The sequence below is a fragment of the Nocardioides sp. JS614 genome (assembly GCF_000015265.1).
In the GTDB taxonomy this organism is placed as follows: domain Bacteria; phylum Actinomycetota; class Actinomycetes; order Propionibacteriales; family Nocardioidaceae; genus Nocardioides.
The window spans coordinates 1,031,689-1,051,942 of the sequence record NC_008699.1 but is presented as its reverse complement, the minus strand read 5'-3'; the positions used below and the strand labels follow the sequence as shown (position 1 = coordinate 1,051,942).

Annotated in this window: 18 protein-coding genes; 11 read left to right on the top strand and 7 right to left on the bottom strand. The window is 74.3% G+C overall.

Annotated elements, in window-relative coordinates; all coding sequences use genetic code 11:
* Positions 1-84 precede the first annotated feature (84 nt).
* A complete protein-coding gene (locus NOCA_RS06505; RefSeq protein ID WP_011754470.1) occupies positions 85-966 on the bottom strand; it encodes a universal stress protein in 882 nt (293 codons plus the stop codon).
* 148 nt (positions 967-1,114) lie between these two features.
* Here NOCA_RS06505 and NOCA_RS06500 point away from each other — a divergent pair, with 148 nt between their 5' ends.
* Entirely contained in the window at positions 1,115-1,522 is a 408-nt protein-coding gene (locus NOCA_RS06500; RefSeq protein ID WP_011754469.1) for a pyridoxamine 5'-phosphate oxidase family protein, read from the top strand.
* Here NOCA_RS06500 and NOCA_RS06495 read toward each other — a convergent pair.
* The 3 genes from NOCA_RS06495 to NOCA_RS06485 all read right to left on the bottom strand — a co-directional run bounded on the left by NOCA_RS06495 (position 1,488) and on the right by NOCA_RS06485 (position 6,158).
* Positions 1,488-4,022 carry a cation-translocating P-type ATPase gene (locus tag NOCA_RS06495; protein ID WP_011754468.1) on the bottom strand — a complete coding sequence of 845 codons (2,535 nt, stop codon included), beginning with the start codon at positions 4,020-4,022 and terminating at the stop codon, positions 1,488-1,490. The genes NOCA_RS06500 and NOCA_RS06495 overlap by 35 nt on opposite strands.
* Positions 4,019-4,939, bottom strand: a complete 921-nt coding sequence (locus NOCA_RS06490) for a universal stress protein (RefSeq protein WP_011754467.1) — start codon at positions 4,937-4,939, stop codon at positions 4,019-4,021. The genes NOCA_RS06495 and NOCA_RS06490 overlap by 4 nt, the downstream gene beginning before the upstream one ends.
* A 328-nt stretch (positions 4,940-5,267) precedes the next feature.
* Positions 5,268-6,158: a universal stress protein gene (locus NOCA_RS06485; protein WP_011754466.1), complete on the bottom strand. Its 891-nt coding sequence runs from the start codon at positions 6,156-6,158 to the stop codon at positions 5,268-5,270.
* Between the two features lie 229 nt (positions 6,159-6,387).
* Here NOCA_RS06485 and NOCA_RS06480 point away from each other — a divergent pair, with 229 nt between their 5' ends.
* Positions 6,388-6,993, top strand: a complete 606-nt coding sequence (locus tag NOCA_RS06480) for a flavodoxin family protein (protein ID WP_011754465.1) — start codon at positions 6,388-6,390, stop codon at positions 6,991-6,993.
* A 111-nt stretch (positions 6,994-7,104) separates the two neighbouring features.
* Here the strand turns inward: NOCA_RS06480 and NOCA_RS06475 are convergent, their stop codons facing one another.
* The gene (locus NOCA_RS06475; protein ID WP_011754464.1) at positions 7,105-8,838 is read right to left on the bottom strand and encodes a sensor histidine kinase; all 1,734 of its coding nucleotides are present in this window, start codon (positions 8,836-8,838) and stop codon (positions 7,105-7,107) included.
* Positions 8,839-9,027: 189 nt separating this feature from the next.
* Between NOCA_RS06475 and NOCA_RS06470 the strand changes: the two genes are divergently transcribed.
* Entirely contained in the window at positions 9,028-9,450 is a 423-nt protein-coding gene (locus tag NOCA_RS06470) for a pyridoxamine 5'-phosphate oxidase family protein (protein WP_011754463.1), read from the top strand.
* A 34-nt stretch (positions 9,451-9,484) separates the two neighbouring features.
* Here NOCA_RS06470 and NOCA_RS06465 read toward each other — a convergent pair whose 3' ends face one another.
* Positions 9,485-10,141, bottom strand: a complete 657-nt coding sequence (locus NOCA_RS06465) for a response regulator (RefSeq protein ID WP_011754462.1) — start codon at positions 10,139-10,141, stop codon at positions 9,485-9,487.
* A gap of 183 nt (positions 10,142-10,324) precedes the next feature.
* Between NOCA_RS06465 and NOCA_RS06460 the strand changes: the two genes are divergently transcribed.
* The 3 genes from NOCA_RS06460 to NOCA_RS06450 all read left to right on the top strand — a co-directional run bounded on the left by NOCA_RS06460 (position 10,325) and on the right by NOCA_RS06450 (position 13,074).
* Complete coding sequence (locus NOCA_RS06460; protein ID WP_011754461.1) at positions 10,325-10,915, top strand: CBS domain-containing protein; 591 nt, start codon at positions 10,325-10,327, stop codon at positions 10,913-10,915.
* Between the two features lie 103 nt (positions 10,916-11,018).
* Positions 11,019-12,047, top strand: coding sequence for an Acg family FMN-binding oxidoreductase (locus tag NOCA_RS06455; protein ID WP_011754460.1), 1,029 nt, complete (start codon positions 11,019-11,021; stop codon positions 12,045-12,047).
* A gap of 124 nt (positions 12,048-12,171) precedes the next feature.
* Positions 12,172-13,074 carry a universal stress protein gene (locus NOCA_RS06450; protein ID WP_011754459.1) on the top strand — a complete coding sequence of 301 codons (903 nt, stop codon included), beginning with the start codon at positions 12,172-12,174 and terminating at the stop codon, positions 13,072-13,074.
* Between the two features lie 137 nt (positions 13,075-13,211).
* On the opposite strand, the gene NOCA_RS06445 is transcribed toward NOCA_RS06450, so the two are convergent.
* A complete protein-coding gene (locus NOCA_RS06445; protein ID WP_011754458.1) occupies positions 13,212-14,126 on the bottom strand; it encodes a universal stress protein in 915 nt (304 codons plus the stop codon).
* A 153-nt stretch (positions 14,127-14,279) separates the two neighbouring features.
* On the opposite strand from NOCA_RS06445, the gene ppdK reads away from it, so the two are divergent.
* From ppdK to NOCA_RS06420, 5 genes are all read left to right on the top strand, one after another.
* A complete protein-coding gene (gene ppdK / locus NOCA_RS06440; RefSeq protein ID WP_011754457.1) occupies positions 14,280-16,973 on the top strand; it encodes a pyruvate, phosphate dikinase in 2,694 nt (897 codons plus the stop codon).
* Between the two features lie 55 nt (positions 16,974-17,028).
* Complete coding sequence (locus NOCA_RS06435) at positions 17,029-17,730, top strand: hypothetical protein (RefSeq protein WP_011754456.1); 702 nt, start codon at positions 17,029-17,031, stop codon at positions 17,728-17,730.
* Positions 17,731-17,929: 199 nt separating this feature from the next.
* Positions 17,930-18,652: a hypothetical protein gene (locus tag NOCA_RS06430; protein ID WP_011754455.1), complete on the top strand. Its 723-nt coding sequence runs from the start codon at positions 17,930-17,932 to the stop codon at positions 18,650-18,652.
* A gap of 86 nt (positions 18,653-18,738) precedes the next feature.
* Positions 18,739-19,638 (top strand): universal stress protein, encoded by a 900-nt coding sequence (locus NOCA_RS06425; RefSeq protein ID WP_041546299.1) that lies wholly within the window; start codon positions 18,739-18,741, stop codon positions 19,636-19,638.
* Positions 19,639-19,646: 8 nt separating this feature from the next.
* The gene (locus NOCA_RS06420; protein WP_011754454.1) at positions 19,647-20,249 is read left to right on the top strand and encodes a class I SAM-dependent methyltransferase; all 603 of its coding nucleotides are present in this window, start codon (positions 19,647-19,649) and stop codon (positions 20,247-20,249) included.
* Positions 20,250-20,254 lie beyond the last annotated feature (5 nt).

Genomic DNA, 20,254 nt, shown 5'->3' with positions numbered 1-20,254 from the left:
GTGCGCCGACCGGCGGGGCCGGGCTGCCCCGTTGGGCCCGGCCCCGCACGCTCATCGGCCCGTCGCTCCACCTCGGCGCCCCGCTCAGTACCCCCGATCGACGACCAGGACAGGGCACTCGGCGTGGTGGAGGACCGCGCGCGTGATCGGGCCGAGGTGCGGCCCGAGTGGGCGCTCCGCCGAGCGGCGGTTGAGGACCAGCACGGACGAGCGCTGCGTCGCGCGGACCAGCGCCTCGACGGGGCGCGCCCAGTGGACGTCGCAGGTCACCGAGTCCGCGGTGGTCGTCACGTCGCCGAGAGCCGTCTCGAGCTCGGCGCGGGCGTCGTCGAGCCACTGCTTGCGCGGATAGCCGGCGAGCGCCGCCCCCTGGTAGGGCTCGGCGATCCAGGTGGCGTGGAGGACGACCACCTGGCGCCCGGTGTCCCGGGCGAGCTCCAGGGCCTCGAGCACCTGGTGCTTGGCGTCGATCGGCTCGTCGACCCCCACGGTGACGGGCAGGTCGCCGCCGACCGAAGCGGACCAGCCGCGCGGAACCACCAGGACCGGGACACGCGCGTGCGCGGCCACGTGGGTGGAGACCGAGCGGGTCACGAGTCGACCGACCGCCCCGATCTCGCGGGCCTCGAGGACCACCAGCCGCATCTCGCCGCTGCGCTCGACGATGGTGCGCGGCGCGGAGCCGTCGACGATCTCGGTGGTGACCGGGACCCGCCCCTCGACGAGACCCCGGACCCGCTCGGCGGCCACCGTGAGCGCCTCGCGACCGACGCGGGTCAGCTCCCGGTCGACGGCCTGTTCGGGCCGGAGCTGGGTGGGCACGGGCACGACCAGCTGGTGGGCCACGTGCAGCAGCTCGACGCCCACGCCGAGACGGATCGCCTCGGAGGCAGCCACCTCCAGGGCGCCCGCGCCGATCCCGCCGGGTCCGACCGCCACCAGGACACCGATCTCGGTCTCGTCCATGACCGACCTCCTTCGCCCTCACCGCCCACCATGCTCCGCGTCCTCGGAGCACGGGAGAGACGTAGGTCCTCCGCCCAGGGGCCGTGGTACCCGCGGCCGGCTGGACGGGTCGGGTTTACTCGGTACCGGGCACGACGGAGGAGGAGTCATGGACAGGACGGACCGTGGACAGCTCGTGGACCTGCCGGTCGAGGAGTGCTGGCAGCTGCTCACGACGGCGCCGGTGGGCCGGATCGCCTGGTCGACCACCGGAGGCCCGGTGGTCGTGCCGGTGAACTTCGTGGTCGACGGCCGGACCATCAAGATCCGCACGGCGGCGTACTCCGCGATGGTGCAGAAGGCCGACGTGGAGCGGGTCGCGTTCCAGGTCGACCGGATCGACGAGGCCACGCACACCGGCTGGAGCGTGCTCGCGCGCGGCCGTGCCGAGGTGCGGTACGGCGAGCGCGAGGACGAGGCCGGACCTCAGCCGTGGCCGCGGGGGCCCCGGTCGGCGACCGTCGTCATCGACGTCGACGAGATCACCGGTCGCTGGCTGAACCCCAGCGAGCACTGAACCGCTGCCACAACCCGAGCACGAGACCCGGTGCGGCGCTGAGCGCCAGCACGAGCAGCGCGTCGGCCGCGGGCACCGTGTCGGTGCGCAGCAGGTCGCGCAGCGGGGACCACGCGACCGCGAGCACCTGCAGCGCGGCGGCGATCAGGACCGCGACCTCGAGCCCGCGCGAGCGCCACTGCAGGCCGCCGCGGGGGGCGCGCAGCGACAGCGCGACGCCCAGCTGGGCGAGCCCGAGGGTGAGGAACACCCAGGTCTGGCGGTGGCTGTCGGGCGCCAGCAGGCCGGCGGCGAGGGCGACGATCCCGATCAGCGTGCCCGCGACCAGGATCTGGCGCAGCAGGCCCCGACCGAGCACCGACTGCTCCGGCGACGGCGAGGGGCGCTTCATGTCGGCCGGGTCCGGTGGCTCCCCGCCGAACGCGACTCCGGGCAGCCCGTGGGTGATCATGTTGATCCAGAGGATCTGCCCGGGTCCCAGTGGGATCGGGATCCCGACGAACGGGCCGGCCATCAGGACCAGCACCTCGGCGAAGCCGCCGGAGAGCCCATAGCGGAGGAACCGCCGGATGTTGCCGTAGATCCGTCGGCCCTCGCCGACGGCCACGACGACCGTGCGGAGGTCGTCGTCGGCGAGCACCAGGTCGGCGGCCTGGCGCGCAACCTCGGTGCCACGATCGCCCATCGCGATCCCGATGTCGGCGCGGCGCAGCGCCGGCGCGTCGTTGACCCCGTCGCCGGTCATGGCGACCACGTCGCCGCGGCGCTGCCAGGCGTCGACGATGTCGACCTTGTGCTCGGGCCGGACCCGGGCGTACACGCCGATCCGGTCCACCCGGCCGGCGTGCTCGCCGCGGCCGATCTCGGCGCCCTCGGCGAGCTCGGGGCCCTCCCTGGTGAGCGTCAGCTGGTCGGCGATCGCGCGAGCCGTCGCGGGGTGGTCTCCGGTGATCATCACGGTCCGGATCCCGGCCTCCCGGCAGGCCCGCACGACCTCCTCCGCGGTGGTCCGCGGCGGGTCGGCCAGCGCGGCGAGGCCGCGCAGCACCAGCCCGTGGTCGGTGCCGTCGGGGCGCTCGGGTGCCCTCCGGTCGGCCACGGCGAGCACTCGGAAGCCGCGCTCGGCGAGCGCGGTCGCCGCCTCGTGGGCCGCAGCGGCGACCGCGCGGTCGGCGAGCAGCCCGATCACCGCCTCGGGGGCGCCCTTGCACACCACCAGCCAGGGCCGTTCGCCGTCGACGGACCGGTGCACGGTGGTCATCCGCTTGGTCTCGCTGTCGAACGGCGTCTCGTCGACGCGCTCCCACCTGGCGGCCGCGTCCAGCGCGGCCGGGTCGTGCTTGGCCACCGCCACGAGGAGGGCCGCCTCCATCGGGTCGCCGACCACCTCCCAGGAGCCGTCGCGGGGTCCGCCGAGCCGGGCATCGTTGCAGAGGACCAGGTCACGGGCGAGCGCGTCCAGCTCGGCCGGTACGACGTCGGGGCCCTGGGCCACCAGCGCGCCGTCGACGGCGTACCCCTGCCCGGTCACCCGCCACGTCCCGTGCGGGGACCAGAGCTCCTGGACGACCATCCGGCCCTCGGTGAGGGTGCCGGTCTTGTCCGAGGCGAGGACCGTGACGGAGCCGAGGGTCTCGACCGCGGGCAGTCGCCGGACCAGGGCCGAACGGCGGGCCATCCGGTAGGCACCCAGGGCGAGCGCGATGGTGACCACCGCCGGCAGCGACTCGGGGATCGCGGCGACGGCGAGGCTGACGGCGAGGATGACCATGTCGTCGAGCGGCTCGCCACGCAGCACACCCAGCAGCAGCACCAGGGCCGCGATCGCGAGGGTCAGCACGACCAGCTGGCGCGACAGCTTCGACAACCGTTGCTGCAGCGGCGTCGGTCGCACCCCGGCCGCCGCGATCTGCGCGGCGATCCGGCCGAGACCGCTGTCGCCGCCCGTGCGGCTGACGGTCGCGAAGCCCCTGCCGCGGGTCAGCACGGTGCCGGCGAGCAGCTCCTCGCCCGGGCCGCGGATGACCGGCACCGACTCCCCGGTCATCGCGGACTCGTCGACCTGCAGCCCGGCGGCCTCGACGAGCTCGCCGTCGGCGGGGACCACGTCGCCGGCCTCCAACCGGATCAGGTCGCCGGTCACCACGTCGGGCGCCGGGATCCGGCTCAGCTCGCCGTCGCGCAGCACGGTGGCCCACGGGGCGGCCATCCGGTCCAGCGCAGCCAGCGCGTTGGCCGCGCGCACCTCCTGCACCACGCCGATGGTGGTGTTGAGCACGACGACGGCCGCGATGATCGAGGCGTCGGCCACGTCGCCGAGCGCGACGATGACGACGAACGCCCCGAGCAGGAGCAGGATCATCGGGTCCCGCAGCTGGTCCAGGATCCGGCCCAGGAGCCGCCGCGGGCGGGCCCGCGGCGGGAGGTTCGGCCCGTGCTCGCGCAACCGCTCGGCGGCCTCGGCGGCGGTCAGCCCCAGGGCGCCCGCCGGACCGTTCACTTCCGGATCGCCCCGGCCTGCTCGAGCACCAGGCCCGGAACGGGACCGACCGCGTTCGGCGGGACCACCCGGACCGGGCAGTGCGCCGAGCGCAGCACCGCGCGCGCCGTACCACCCAGGTGGGTGGCCGCGGGCACGCCGTGGGCGCGGCGTACCAGCACGACGACGTCGGCCTCGAGCGAGCCCTCGACCAGCGCGAAGCTCGGATGGTCGTGGACGACCCGGACCTCGACCTCGACCTCCGGGAAGGTCACGCGCCACTCGGCCAGCAGCGCCGCCATCTCGTCGAACGACTGGCGCCGCCAGTCGTCGGCGGCGACCCGGGACTCGATGATGTCGTCGTACCCGCTGGGCAGCTTCCAGGCGTGCAGGACCACGAGCTTCGCCCGGCGCTCGGCGGCGAGCGCCATCGCGTCGCCGAGCAGCGCCGTCGAGTGGGACGGCGACTTCACGCCGACCAGCACCACGCCGCGCGGCGGGGCCGGGGTCCAGTCGGCGGGCACCAGCACCATCGGCACCGAGGCCCGGGCGGCGACGCCGGCGGCGGTGTCGCCGCGCAGCAGCCGTTCCAGCAGCGGCCGGTTGTCCCGGCCGACCACGACCACCTGGGCGTCCTCGGCGGCGTTCGCGAGCTGCACCGGCCGGGTGCCGTGGTGCAGCCAGCCCTCGACCACCAGGTCGGGAGCCAGCTCGCGTACCTGGGCCTCCGCGTGGGTGAGCACCGCGGTGCCGGTCTCGGTCAGCTCGGACGGCGTCAGCGGCATCATCGGGGAGATCGGGACGTAGTCGGGAACCACGTGGATCAGCTTCACGATCGCCCCGGTCCGCCTGGCCTCCTCGACGCCGTAGCGCAGCGCACCGGCGTTCGCGTCGCTCCCGTCGACCCCGATGACCACGGGACGTGGCTGTGTGGTCATGGCTGACCTCCCTGGTGTCCGGCTCTGGCGAACCTGACGGTCGTTCCGTCTGCCCTCATCGTCGTGCGCGACCCGGCTCGGCAGCAGGGCCGAGCGCCCGCCGCGCCCGGGCCCTTCGGCCCGACCGGGCCGGCGGCTCCTGGCCGGGGGTGGTGCGGGCGGGCGAGCCGGAGGGCGGGCGAGCCGGCGGCCGGCCAGCGGTGCCCAGGCAACCGAACCCGACCCCCGACCGGTTGCTGGCACACCGCCGGCCCCGCCCCGACCACGCGCAACCCGGCCACGGAGACACTGCCGAGCCGCCCGCGCAGGCAGGACGCGCCGAGTCGACCTACTCGGTGCGCGCCGGGGAGGGGTCGACCACGAGCACCGGCGAGCGCGACTCGCGCAGCACGGCCCGCACCACCGAGCCGAGGTGCGGCCCCCACGGCATCGAGGAGCGGTGCCGACCGAGCACGACCACCCCAGCGGTGTGCGACTCGGCCACGAGGACGTCGGCCGGGCGGGCGTGGACGGGAACCAGCTCCACGGGCACGTCCGGGTGCTCGGCGAGGAGCGGTGCCAGGCCGGCCTCCAGCTCGCGGAGCAGGCGGGCCTCGTGGTCCTCCGCTCCAGCCCCGGCGAAGACCAGGTCGTCGTAGGCGTCGGAGTAGTGCCACGCGTGCAGCAGCCGGGCCCGTCCGCCACGGCGGGCGGCCTCGGCGAGCGCGGTGCGCACCACGTCCGGCGCGAGCTCGGCGTCGCCGAGGCCCGCGACGACGACCGGGTCGCGCTCGGCGTCGGGCTCCCAGCTCGCCGGGACCGCCACGACCGGGACGGCGGCGTGCGCGGCCACGGCGTTCGTGACCGACAGCGTGGGGATCCGGCCGGGGCGTCCCATCCGCTGGCGCTGCAGCACGACCACGCCCGCGTGCCGGCTCGCCGCCGTGAGCACCCGGACGACCGGGCCGGTCTGCAGCTCGGTGCTCACCGGCAGCTCGCCCAGCTCCTTCTCCAGCCGCCCGGCCACGGCCGTCAGGATCCGCCCGCCCTGGGCGCAGAGGGCGTCACCCTCGATCACCATCGCGGTCGGGTCGGCGCCCACGGACATCCCGGGTACGGCGTGCAGCAGGTGCACCCCGACCTCCCGACGGCGGGCCTCGGCGACGGCGTACCCGAGCGCCCCGTCGACGTCCTCGTCGCCCACGCAGAGCAGGACCTTCCTGGGTTCGATCTCGAGCATGTCGTCTCCTCCTCGGTCCTACTCCCGGTCAGGCGCCGCCGCGCGCGCCGGCGGCGGACATCGGCGGCCTCCTCTGCTCCGGTCCTCTTCCTGCCAATCTCCGCGTCTCCGGCGGGCGGCAACAGGGACCTAGGGCCCGCACCCGGTGGTCCCTCGGCCCGTGCGGCGACGGAGTCTTCGTGCACACATTGAAAGTTGACGAAACCGACCGCCGGCAGGAGTCATCACGATGAGCACCCAGCCCCACCCGGACGCCGTCACCGAGCAGCCTGCGCCCGCGACGCTCCGGGCCCTGGTCGTCTACGAGTCGATGTTCGGCTCGACCCAGGACGTGGCCGCGGCCGTCGCCGACGGCCTGCGTGCCGAAGGTGTCGTCACCGAGCTCGTGGACGTCCGGCATGCCCCGCCGGCCAAGGACGCGACCTTCGACCTCCTCGTGGTCGGCGCGCCGACCCACGCCTTCTCGCTGAGCCGGCCGTCGACCCGTCAGGACGCGGTGCGCCAGGGTGCCAGGCCGGAGCTCGCCAGCACCGGCATCCGGGAATGGATCGGCGCGATGGGACCGCGCGACGAGGCCCGCGGCCGCGCGGCGGCCGCGTTCGACACCCGGGTCACCAAGGTGCGCAGCCTCCCGAAGGCCGCCTCCACGCGGGCCTGCCACCTGCTCGCCCGGCGCGGCTACCACCTCGTCTCCCGGCCCACGCCGTTCCTCGTGCACGACGTCAAGGGCCCGCTCGTGGCCGGCGAGCTCGACCATGCGGTGACCTGGGCCCGGGAGGTCGCGCAGGCCGCCCGCCGCTGGCGGACCGGTGACGCCGACGTAGCGGCCAGCTAAGAGGTCGCCATCATCTGCCCGAAGGGCAGCCTCGCAACCACATCGTCGGAGCACCGACCCCACGAGCGACCACCGCGGCCCGCGCGGCGACGAAGCCGACGCGAGACGCGGTCAGGAGGGGACCCACCACTCGACGGTCGTGCCCTCACCGGGCCGTGACGTGATCGTGCAGCGGCCGCCGCGCCGCTCGGCGCGCTGCCGCATGTTCGACAAGCCGCTCTGGGGCACGTCCTCGGGCATCCCGCGCCCGTTGTCGGTCACGGTCAGGCGGATCCCGTCGAGGACCGCCAGCTCGACCGAGACCGAGGTGGCTCGTGCGTGCCGGGCGGCGTTGGAGAGCGCCTCGGTGAGCACGGCGAGCACGTCGGGCGCCACCTCGGTGCCGACCCGGGTGCGCACCGGGCCCTCGAAGCGCAGCGCGGGGCGGAACTTCAGCGTCCCTGCCGCGCGGTCCACCATCCGGGTGACCTCCGCCTGGATGTCCGAGGCGTTCTCTGCCGAGCCGAGCGCGAAGATCGTGCGCCGGATGTCGCGGATGGTCGTGTCGAGGTCGTCCACGGCGGCGTCCAGCTTCGCGGTGAGCTCCGGCGAGCCGGCCGCGCGCGCGCTGCTCTGCAGGCTCAGCCCGACCGCGAACAGCCGCTGGATCACCAGGTCGTGCAGGTCGCGGCCGATGCGATCGCGGTCCTCGAAGAGCACCAGCCGCTGTCGGTCCTCGCGGGCCTGGGTCACCTCGAGAGCCAGTGCAGCCTGCTCGGCGAAGCTGGCCGGCAGCGTCGGGTCGACGGCGTGGAAGGCCATCAGGTTCTCCGGCTTCCAGCCGAGGGCGAGCACGCCCTGGGCCGCGGTCGTGCCGCGCAGTGGCACGATGATCGCGGGGCCGATCCGCGGCCACCCGAGCGCCTTGGGCACGTTCACGGCCTGGGGGTCCGCACCGATGTCCTCGACGGCGACCGGGGTCGCGGTCCGCACGACGCTGCTGGTCAGCGAGGTCTCGAGGTCGACGTTGTCCATCACCACCGGGTCGGCCTTCTCGCCGGACACGACGCGCACCCGCAGGGCCTCGACCCCCGGCCCCGCCACGATCCAGGCCACGTCGGCCACGGCGAGCTCGCGCGCGTGGTCGGCGACGATCTGCAGGGCGTCCTCGTGCCCGCCCGGGCCGGCGAGCCGGGCCGTGATCTCCGCGGTCGCCGCGAGCCACCGCTCCCGGCGTGCCGACTCCTCGTGCAGCCGGGCGTTCTCGATCGCCACGCCGGCGGCCGCGGCCAGGGCCACGACGATCTCCTCGTCCTGCTCGGTGAAGTCGCCGTCGCCGACCTTCTCGGTGAGGTAGAGGTTCCCGAACACCTTGTCGCGGATCCGCACGGGGACGCCGAGGAAGGACCGCATCGGCGGATGGTGCGGCGGGAAGCCGTACGACGCAGGGTGCTCGGCGATGTCGTGGAGGCGCAACGGCTCGGGCTGGTCGATGATCAGGCCGAGCAGACCGTGACCGGTCGGCAGATCGCCGATGTCGTGGTGCTGCGCACCGGTCACGCCGTGGGTGACGAACGTCTGGAGCCGCCGGTCCTCACCGGCGCCGAGCACTCCGAGCGCGGCGTAGCGGGCACCGGCCAGGTCGCTGGCGATCTCCACGATGCGGGTGAGCAGGTCGTCGAGGGAGAGGTCGGCCGCCATCGTGACCACGGCGTCGAGGAGCAGGCGCCACCGGGCCCGGTCGTCGAGCACCCCGTGGACCCGCAGCAGCACCTCGCGCAGGAGCTCGTCGAACCCGGTCCCGGCCAGCTCCGAGCCGAGGTGGACGGGGTCGTCCGGCGACCCCGCGTGCCGCGGCAGCTGCATGCCACCCTCCCTGTCAGCTCGGGCCTCCCGAAACGCTATCAACTCCCTTCCCGCCCAGGGACCAAGGTCCCGCAAGACGGGGTCGCTACGGCCTGGGAGGTGTCCGCCCACACACGGCAGGTTTGGGGGAGCACCGGGCCCTCAGGGCCGGGCGCCCAGCACCATCTCCAGCACGATGGAGGGATCGAGATGACGACACGACCCGAGTCCGAGGGCCGGTTGGCCACCCTCCTCTCCTACGACTGCTGGAACCTCCTGGAGTCGGTTCACATCGCACGCGTCGCGTGGATCGGCCCGGAGGGCGTGGCCGTCGTACCGGTCAACTACACCGTCGTCGCCGGCGCCGTGTGGTTCCGCACCACCCCCGACTCCACGCTCGCCCGCGAGTGCCACGGGCAGCGGGTCGTGGTCGAGGTCGACGAGATCGACCCCACCACCCGGGCCGGGTGGAGCGTCGTGGTCGTCGGCACCGCCGAGCTCGTCGACGCCCACGACGTCCCGGACATGCTGATCGGCCTGGAGGTGTGGCCGAGCGGGACCCGCACGCTGTTCGTCCGCGTCGACGTCCACGAGGTCAGTGGCCGGCGCCTCTACGGCGCCCACGGCACCTGACCCGCCGGCGTCGACCCGCGACCCTCCCGCCGGGTCAGACCCCGAGGTGCTTGGTGGCGAAGATGGCCGCCTGGGTGCGGCTCTCGAGGCCGAGCTTGGCGAGCATCGAGGAGACGTAGTTCTTGACGGTCTTCTCGGCGAGGCACAGGTGGGCGGCGATCTGCCGGTTCGTCATGCCCTGGCCGATCAGCTCGAGGATGCGCTGCTCCTGGGCGGTCAGCTGCTCGATCGAGGGGTCCATCCGCGGCCCGGCGCGCAGCCGGTCGAGGACGTGGGCGGTCACCGCCGGGTCCAGCATCGACTGGCCGGCGGCCACCCGACGGACCGTCTCGACGAAGTCGGTGCCCTTGACCTGCTTGAGGATGTAGCCGGCGGCACCGGCCATGATCGCGGAGAACAGCGCCTCGTCGTCGTCGTACGACGTGAGGATCAGCGCCGCGATGCCCGGGTCGACCGAGCGCACGTCGCGGCACACGTCGATGCCGGAGCCATCGGGCAGCCGACCGTCGAGGATGGCGACGTCGGGGCGGAGGGCGGGGATGCGCCGCGCGGCCTCGGCAGCCAGGCCGGACTCGCCGATGACGACGATGTCGCCCTCGCTCTCCAGCAGCTCCCGGATGCCCCGGCGCACCAACTCGTGGTCGTCGAGCAGGTAGACGGTGATCTTCCCGCTCGTGCCGTGGTCCTCCATGTTCTTCAACCTAGGTGGCGCGGCGTTCGATGTTGCCTGTCGATGGCCCCCGGTCCGGGGGACCTTTGTCCCTGGGTCCGCAGCCCCGCACACCGGAGGCTGGAGACAGGACCGACGGACCCGTCGGATCCAAGGCCGGACCCAAGGCTGGACCCGAGGCCGAATCCAAGGAGGGAGAGCACGATGCTGGTGCAGGACCTGATGACACCGGAGCCGATGACGGTGCGTCCCTCGACCACGGTCAAGGCGGCGCTCTCGCGCCTGGCCGAGTTCGGGATCACCTGCCTGCCGGTCGTCGACGGCGCCGGCCGCCTGCAGGGCGTGGTCAGCGAGGCCGACCTGATCCGCGACGTCGTCGCCCCGGACCCGCGCGCCCAGGAGCGCCCGGTCACGATCGAGCCCGTCTTCCCGCCGCGCACGGTCGAGGAGGTCTACACCCGGCACCCGGTGTCGGTACGTCGCAACGACGACCTGGCGCGGGCCGTGGACGTGATGACCTCGACGGCGGTCAAGAGCCTGCCGGTCGTCGACGACGAGGGCCGCCTGGTCGGGGTCGTCAGCCGCAGCGACGTGGTCCAGGTCCTGGCCCGCGCCGACGACGTGATCGCCGCGGACATCGACGAGCTGCTGCGCTCCCTGGGGCACCCCGACTGGCTCGTGGAGGTCACCGAGGGCATCGTCAGCGTCTCCGGGCCCAGCGGCGCGCCCGAGCGCTCGCTCGCGCAGGTGGTGGCCCACACCGTGCCCGGCGTGATCGAGGTCCGGGTCGACTGAGCTCCTTCCATCTTTCGTTCCCGCTCACCAGGTCTCGGGACCTAGGTCTCTGGTCCCGTGCCCCGGTGGCGCCCATCGTTGAGCACTCGAGGGGGGTGCACCCATGTCCAGAACCCAGGAGGCGGCCGTGACGTCAGGGGCCGGGAGTGCGGCGCGCCCGGACACCACGGCTGGCCTGCGGGTCGCCGAGGCGGCCCTGCGCGCGCCCAGCATCCACAACACCCAGCCCTGGCGGTGGCGCGCCTCCGCTGCGCGCGTGGATCTGTACGCCGACCGGGCGCGCCAGCTCGCCGTGGCCGACCCGGACGGCCGGAACCTGACGATCAGCTGCGGCGCGGCGTTGCACCAGGCCACCGTGGCCGCCCGGGCCCACGGCTGGTCGGCCGAGATCACCCGGCTGCCCGACCCCGGCGACCCCGACCTGCTCGCGACGCTGCACCTGCGCCCGGGCCGCCAGCTCTACGAGGCTGTCCAGGATCTCCAGGCACTGCAGGAGCGGCGTACCGATCGGCGGCGCTTCACCTCCTGGCCGGTCCCTCCGGAGCGCCTGGCCAGGCTGGCCGCGTCAGTGGGCGTGGACCAGGTCCGGGTGGTCCCCGTGACGGCGGCACCCGACCGGGTCCGGGTCGAGCTACTGGTCAGCCGGGCGACGACGCTCGTGAAGGCCGATCGGCGGCTGGCCGACGAGCAGCGCTCCTGGCTGGACCGCAGCGAGGTCGACGGCATCCCCAGCGACCTGCTGCCGGGACCCGGAGCGCAGCCGCCCAGCCGCTCCTCCCGCTTCGTCGAGGAGCCGGCCGAGGGCGATGTTCGCGGCGCGATCGAGACCTCCGACGGCCTGCTGATGATCGCCACGGACACCGACGACGCCGAGGCGTGGCTGCGCACCGGCGAGGCGCTCGGGCAGCTGTGGCTGCATGCGATGAACGACGGCCTCTCGGTGGTGCCCCTGAGCCAGGTGATCGAGGTCGACGAGACCCGGACGGCGCTCCACCACGAGCTGCTCGGCGGGCTGCTGCACCCACAGCTGCTGGTCCGGATCGGCTGGCAGGAGATCGCCCGCAGCCCGCTGCCGCGGACGCCTCGGCGCCCGCTGGCCGACGTCTTGGTGGCCGAGGCGCCCGGGCACTGACCGGGCACAGACCGGGCAGAGACCGGGCGAACGAGCCCCGACCGGCGCCGACCGGGCCGTTGGTCCCCGGGCCCCGAGCCCTCCGGCCGTGGCCGGTCCCTGACGGCTGGGCGATGGTGGAGGCATGACCACCACCCACGCGCCCGCGGGTTCCGTCGTCGTCGGCGTCGACGGCTCCCCCTCCGCGACCCACGCCGTCAGCTGGGCGGCCGAGCAGGCCGCCGTCGAGGGCCGGCCACTGGTGCTGGTGCACGTCGGTCCGACGCCGGCCCCGGCCGGTACCGGCTGGATGGAGGCGGCCGGCGTCGACCACCATCGGCTGGCCGCGCTGCTCAAGGACGACGCCCGGGTGCTGTTGGAGCAGGCCGCCGCCCCGGTCCGTGCCGAGCACCCCGACGTGGAGATCCACCACCTGGTGCGGCTCGGCGACGCACGGCAGATGCTGCTCGAGGCGTCCGCGGAGGCGCGGCTCCTCGTGGTCGGCACCCGCGGCCTGGGTCCGGTGCGGCACCTGCTCCTCGGCTCGGTCAGCAGCGCGCTCGTCAAGCACGCGACCTGCCCGGTGGTCGTAGTGCGTCCCGACCCGGAGCACGCGGACGGTCCCGCCCGGGTGCTGGCCGGGGTCGCCGGCGAACCCGGCGACGCCGCCGTCCTCGACCTGGCCTTCGACCTCGCCGAGACGCGCAAGCTGCCGCTGCGGGTCTTCCACTGCTTCTGGGACGCGGTGAAGATCGCCGAGGGCGCCCGCGACGTCGCCCCCGGTGAGCCCGGCCTGGACGACGAGTGGCTGGTGCTCGACCGCGCGGTCCGCCCACACACCGAGGCGCACCCCAGCGTCGAGGTCCAGCTCCAGCTGACCCGCGGCATGGTCGACGAGCGACTGATCCGCGCCTCCCACGACGCGGCACTGGTCGTCGTCGGCCACCGGCGCAAGCCGTTCCTCAACGAGCTCGTCTACGGCTCGGTCGCGCCGGTCGTCGTCGAGCGGTCCGCCTGCACGGTCGCGATCGTCCCGCTCGGGAGCTGAGCGCCGGCGGGTCGATCCGGCTCGGTCCCGCCCGGCCAGCGGTGCCCAGGCAACCCAACCCACCCGCCGAACGGTTGCTGGCACACCGCCGACCCGGCGACGCGCGCGGGGATCCGGCACGGCGCCCGCGGGAGACGTCAGGCCGGTTGTGGGTCGAGATGGATCGCCCGCCGGACCCGGGCCGGCCGGCGCGGCGTGGTCAGCAGGACCGGGCAGGCCGCCTCCGCGAGCACCGAGCGTGCGATCGGGCCGAGATGGGAGTCCCGCGGCAGCACCGGGTCGTGGCGCCCGAGCACCAGGAGGCAGGCGTGCCGGGACGCGTCGATGAGCACCTCGCCGGGCCGCGCCTTGCGGACGTGGATCTCCACCGGCACCTCGTCGTACTCCGCCCGCAGCGCGGGCAGCACCGCCTCGACCCCGGCCCGCAGCCGTTCCGGCCAGGCGTGGTCCGCGGCGTACGCCGCCGGGTCCAGCACGTACGCCGCCGGGTCCCACCGGCTGGTCACGACGGTCAGCAGCGCGTGGCGGTCCCGCGCGGCCTGGAAGGCCTCGTGGAGCACGGGCACGCTCTGCTCGGGGTGGTCGACCCCGACCACGACGTGCGGTGGCGCATCGTCGTCCTCCCAGTCGTCGGGCACCGACACCACCGGCACGTGCACGCGGGCCGCGACGGCGCCCGTCACCGAGCGCACGTAGGGGTGGGTCAGCCGTGACTCCGGGCACCGCCCCACCACGACGAGGGGGGCGTCGTGCGCGGATGCGTAGACCGCGGACACCGCCGGCGCCTCGGAGAGCGTCGAGGTCACCGGCACCAGCCCACCGACGACGGCCATCGCGTGGCGGACGGCAGCGCCGAGGACCGCACCGGCCTCCTCCTCGACCCGGGCCAGCTCGGCGCTGTCCGCATCCGGTCCGAGTGCCGCCACGTCCATGCCGTGCACCAGGTGCAGCCCGCGGTGGTGTCGCAGCGCCTCGGCAGCGGCGAAGTCGATCGCCACGAGTGAGCACTTCCGACCGACCGCGACGACGACAGGAGCAGGAGTGGTGTGCATCGGGTCTCCGATCTCTCGCCTCCCACGGTCGGGCACCTCGGCCTCCCGCCCGTAGGGACCAAGGGCCCACCGCCCCGGGCCACCGGTCACCATCGGTCCCGCCGGGACCTTCGCCCCTCGCTTTCGATCGAAGGGCAGGTCCACCCTCGGTCCATGACAACGTTCGTGTTCGACTTCGCAGAGGGAAATAGGGAACTCAAGGACCTGCTGGGCGGCAAGGGCGCCAACCTGGCCGAAATGACCAACCTCGGTCTGCCGGTTCCCCCCGGGTTCACGATCTCGACGGAGGCGTGCCGAGCTTTCCTCGTCGAGGGCAGGGAACCGGACAGCCTGGCGGCCGAGGTCGCCGAGCACCTGCGAGCGCTCGAGGACCGGATGGGCCGGCGCCTCGGTGATCCGGCCGACCCGCTGCTCGTCTCCGTCCGCTCCGGTGCGAAGTTCTCGATGCCCGGGATGATGGAGACCGTGCTCGACGTCGGGCTCAACGACGAGTCCGTGGTCGGCCTGGCGCAGCAGAGCGGGGACGAGCGGTTCGCCGCGGACTCCTACCGCCGCCTGCTCCAGATGTTCGGCGGCACCGTCCTCGGCATCGAGCACGACGCATTCTCCGACCGGCTCGACGCGCTCAAGAAGCGTCGCGGCGTCATCGCCGACACCGAGCTCGGTGTGGCCGACCTGCACGAGCTGGTCGACGAGTACAAGGTCGTCATCCGCGAGCACACCGGCAGCGACTTCCCGCAGGAGCCGGCCGAGCAGCTGCGGCTGTGCATCCTCGCGGTCTTCAAGTCGTGGAACACCCCGCGCGCCGCGCTCTACCGCCGCCAGGAGCGGATCGCCGACGACCTCGGCACTGCCGTCAACATCCAGGCGATGGTCTTCGGCAACCGCGGCGTGGACTCCGGCTCCGGCGTGGCGTTCACACGTGACCCCGCGAGCGGCGAGCCCGGCGTGTACGGCGACTACCTGACCAACGCGCAGGGCGAGGACGTCGTCGCGGGCATCCGCAACACGGTCCCGCTCGCCGACCTCGAGCAGATCGACCCCGCGTCGTACCGCGAGCTCATGGAGATCATGGCCACGCTCGAGAAGCACTACCGCGACATGTGCGACATCGAGTTCACCATCGAGGACGGCAAGCTCTGGATGCTGCAGACCCGGGTCGGCAAGCGCACGCCCGAGGCGGCCGTCCGGATCGCCGTGCACATGGCCGAGGAGCTGCTCATCGACCGCGACGAGGCGATGCTGCGCGTCACCGGCCACCAGCTGGCCGCCCTGATGTTCCCGCGGTTCGCCCCCGACCCCGCGCGCCGCGCGGTCGCGACCGGCATGAACGCCTCGCCGGGCGCGGCCGTCGGCCGGGTCGTCCTCGACTCCGCGACCGCCGTCGAGTGGGCCGGCCGGGGCGAGCAGGTGATCCTGGTCCGCAAGGAGACCAACCCCGACGACCTGCACGGCATGGTCGTCTCCCAGGGCATCCTCACCAGCCGGGGCGGCAAGACCTCCCACGCCGCCGTCGTCGCGCGCGGCATGGGCCGCACCTGCGTGTGCGGCGCCGAGGCCCTGGACGTCGACCCGGAGAACCGCCGGTTCATCGTCCGCAACGGTCCGGTCGTCAACGAGGGCGACGTGATCTCCATCGACGGCAGCACCGGCGAGGTGTTCCTCGGCGAGGTGCCGGTCAGCGACTCTGCCGTCGTGCGCAAGCTCGAGGGCGAGGACGTCGACGACCCGGTCGCGTCCGCCGTGGCCCGGCTGCTCAGGCACGCCGACGAGGTACGCCGTCTCGACGTGCGGGCGAACGCCGACACCCCCGAGGACGCCCAGCGGGCGCGCCGCTTCGGCGCCTCCGGCATCGGCCTGTGCCGCACCGAGCACATGTTCCTCGGTGACCGTCGGGAACTGGTCGAGCACCTGATCGTCGCCGAGGACGAGCCCGGCCAGGCCGCAGCCCTCGACAAGCTGCTGCCGCTCCAGCGCCAGGACTTCACCGAGATCTTCGAGGCGATGGACGGGCTTCCGGTGACGGTGCGGCTGATCGACCCGCCGCTGCACGAGTTCCTCCCCGACCTGACCGAGCTCTCGGTGCGGGTCGCCCTCGAGGACGAGCGGCAGGTCGTCGACGAGCACGACCACAAGCTGCTCAAGGCGGTCAAGCGGCTGCACGAGCAGAACCCGATGCTCGGCCTGCGCGGCGTCCGGCTCGGCATCACGATCCCCGGCCTGTTCCTCATGCAGGCCCGGGCGATCGCCGAGGCCGCGGCGACGCGGGTGCTCGCCGGCGGGGACCCACGGCCCGAGATCATGGTGCCGCTGGTGTCGACCGAGCGTGAGCTCGCGCTCGTGCGCGCCCAGCTGGAGGAGGTCGTCGCCTCGGTGCTGGACGAGCAGGGCGTCGAGCTGCACATCCCGATCGGCACCATGATCGAGATCCCGCGCGCGGCGGTGACGGCCGACAAGATCGCCCACTGGGCCGACTTCTTCTCCTTCGGCACCAACGACCTGACCCAGATGACGTGGGGCTTCTCGCGCGACGACGTCGAGTCGGAGTTCTTCGCGGCCTACCTCGAGAAGGGCGTCTTCACCGCCTCGCCGTTCGAGTCCATCGACACCGAAGGCGTCGGCGCGATGGTGCGGACCGCGGCCGAGCTCGGCCGCCGCGCCAAGCCGGGGCTGCACCTGGGGGTGTGTGGTGAGCACGGCGGTGACCCGGAGTCGATCCACTTCTTCCACGAGGTCGGCCTCGACTATGTCTCCTGCTCGCCGTTCCGGGTCCCGGTCGCCCGCTGGGAGGCCGCTCGCGCGGTGCTCGCCGCCCAGGCGACCGGCCCCCGGTCCGACGTCCGCTGAGAGTGGTGACCTAAGCCCCTGATCAGCCGCGCGGGTTCCGGGATGGAATGAGGCCGTGCTCGCCTCCCGGACCCGCGCGGCGACGCCGTACGCCGCCTGGGTGGCGGCGTGCGCGCTCGCCGAAGGGGTCGGCATGACCGCGGCCGCCGGTGCGGCCCGGTTCGCCGACCCCCTCGGCACCGCCGCCGGGCTGGCGGTCGTGGTGGCCGGCGGCCTGGTCGAGGGCACGGCACTGGGCTGGGCCCAGTCGCACGTGCTGGTCCGGCTGGCTCCCACGCTGACCCGGCGGCGGTACCTCGTCGCGACCGTCCTCGTCGCCGGCCTGGGGTGGGCGGGGGCCTCGGCGCCCGCGGCCCTCGGCAGCGGCGGCTCGGGAGCCGACCAGCCACCGCTCGCGCTGATCCTGCTCGGGGCCGCCGGACTCGGCTTGGCGATGGGCCCGGCGCTCGGCGCGGCCCAGGCGATCGCACTACGTGGGACGGTGCCGCACCCGTGGCGGTGGGTCGCGGCCAACACTGCGGCGTGGCCGGTGGCCATGACCGTGATCTTCCTCGGCGCCACAGCGCCGGACACGACCTGGCCGGTCTGGTCGGTCCTGGTCCTCGGGACCGTGACAGGGGTCGTGGCCGGTGGCCTGCTGGGCGTGGTGTCGGGGTGGTTCCTCCCGTCGCTGACCGGAGCGACGGGTGTGGACCGGACCGGGTGGTACTGGCGCCCCGCGCCGCGTGCCGCCGACCGGGGTGGCAACGCATCCTGATCGGCGTCGTACGCGGTCGCTCGGGGCGTCAGTGCCGCCTGACCGGGCCACGGCCGGCGACCCGGCGTGGCCAAGTCCCCTGCCGTGGCGTGACCTTCTCCCCTGCTCCGCGCGTCGGCGCCGCAGCACGCTGGACGGCGTAGGACGCCCGATCCGCGCGAAGGTCGTGGCGACGGATGGTCGACGAGATGAACGACGAATGAGCGTGTCCAGCCCCCAGTCCCTCCCCGAGGTGCACGCGGCCCCACGGCGCCCGTGGCGGACCGGCCGGGTGCTCGCGACCGTGACGGCCGCGCTGTTCCTGCTGCTCGGGGTCGGCATGCTGGTCGGTGGCGGCGCCCTCCGCCTGGCGGACGCGACGCTGCGCGACGACGACGGCTACGTGATGAGCAGCGCGCACGCCTGGCAGTCGCCGGGGTACGCCGTACGCTCCGAGAGCGCGGAGATCCGGAGCGACTCGACCACCTTGGACCTGCCGCACCGTCTCCTCGGCACGATGACCGCCACCGCCGACCCGGCCACCCCGAACGGCGTCTTCCTGGGCGTGGCGCGGACCGCGGACGTCGACCGGTACCTCACGGACGTCGCACAGTCGACCGTCGTCGACCCGTTCGACGAGAACGGCGAGCCGTCCCTCTCCTTCGTCGACGGCGGCTCCCCGGCCGTCGCCCCGACCGCGGCGGGGTTCTGGGTGGCCTCCGCGCGCGGGCGCGGGCCGCAGCAGGTCACCTGGGAGCCCGAGGACGGCGACTGGACGCTGGTCGTGATGAACGGCGAGGGCACCACCCCGGTCGCCGCGGACGTGGCGATCGGCGCCGAGGTCCCGGTGCTCGGCACCCTCGGCACCTGGCTGCTGGTCGCCGGCCTGATCGTGGTCGGGCTCTCCGGCATCGGCCTGTGGCTGGCCGTCCGTCGGCGCTGAGCACGGGTTGAAGGGACCTCCGGCCCTGCCGGTCGGACCGCGCCGCGCGCACGCTCGGAGGGGCACCCAGCTCGGAGGAGGGCACCATGAGCGCAGCCCCGGTCGTCGTCAGCGTGCCGGACGGCGACCTCGACCCCGCACTACGCTTCGCGGCGACCCAGGCGGAGCTCCACCGCAGCCCGGTCCGGCTCGTGCACGCCTACGCGCCCGGTCCCTCGCTCACCGGGCCGCCGGTGACCCAGACCGGGGCGAGCGAGGTGCTCCGCCGCGCCGTCCTGCGCGCCGAGGAAGTGCTCGGCCCGGCGATCGAGGTCACCGGGGCCCTCGTGCGCGGACCCGCCGTGGAGGGGGTCCTGGATGCGAGCCAGGACGCCCGGGTCGTCGTCCTGCAGCGTCGGGACCTGCTGCACCTGATCCGCAGCCTGACCCGCTCCCTGGACGGCGCCGCCGTACGCCGGGCGCAGATCCCGCTGGCCTGCGTGCCACCGGCGTGGGCGTCGCCGCAGCACGAGAGCCGACCCATCACCGTCGGCATCGACGCCACCGAGCACAGCGCCGGCCTGCTCCGCGCCGCCGTCGCCCTGGCCCGCGAGCACCGCGCACCGCTGCACGTGCTGCACACCTGGTCGTTCCCCCAGCCGTACGACGACGCGGTCGTCCTGCGCGTCGGCCGGGAGTGGGAGGCCTGGGCCCGCGAGGACCTGGAGAGCGTGCTGCGGGTGCTGCCGCCGGGCGTCCCGCTCGACGTCGACGTGCGGCACGGCCCGCCCCTGCCCGCGCTCCTGGCGGCCGCCCGCACCTCACGGCTGATGGTGCTCGGCCGGCACGGCGTGCACCGGGCGCTCGGGTCCCGACTGGGGCCGGTCACCCGCGCGGTCCTGCACGACGCACCGTGCCCGGTGCTGCTGCTGCCCACGGACGTCCCCTGGGCCGCCTACGACAGCGCGACCGCGGGCCGTCCCGCCGACCTCGGGCGGCGTGCTTGAATCACGGCATGGACGCGCGGGACTGGGACCAGCGGTACGCCGCCAGCGAGCTGGTCTGGTCGGCCGAGCCCAACCGGTTCGTCGCCACGGAGCTGGCGGACCTGCCGCCCGGGCGGGCGCTCGACCTCGCTGCCGGCGAGGGCCGCAACGCCATCTGGCTCGCCCGACGCGGCTGGGAGGTCACCGCTGCGGACTTCTCCCAGGTCGCGCTGGACAAGGGCCGCACGCTCGCCGGTGACACCGCGGTGCGCTGGGTGTGCGCCGATGCCACCACCTGGAGCGAGACCTCGGCGTACGACCTGGTCGTGCTGGCCTACCTCCAGCTGGCGGCGGCCCAACGACGCGCGGCCGTGCGGGCGGCGTATGACGCGCTGGTGCCCGGCGGCACGTTCTTCCTGGTCGCCCACGACAGCACGAACCTCGCCGAGGGGACCGGCGGGCCGCAGGACCCGGCGGTGCTGATGACCGCCGAGGACGTGCTCGCCGACCTCGAGGGGGCGGCGTACGACGTGGTCCGCGCGGAGCGCGCCGCCCGCACCGTCGGCAACGGCCCCGGCGAGGGGCCGGTGCGCACGGCCTGGGACTGCCTGGTGCGGCTGGTCCGCCGCTGAGCCTC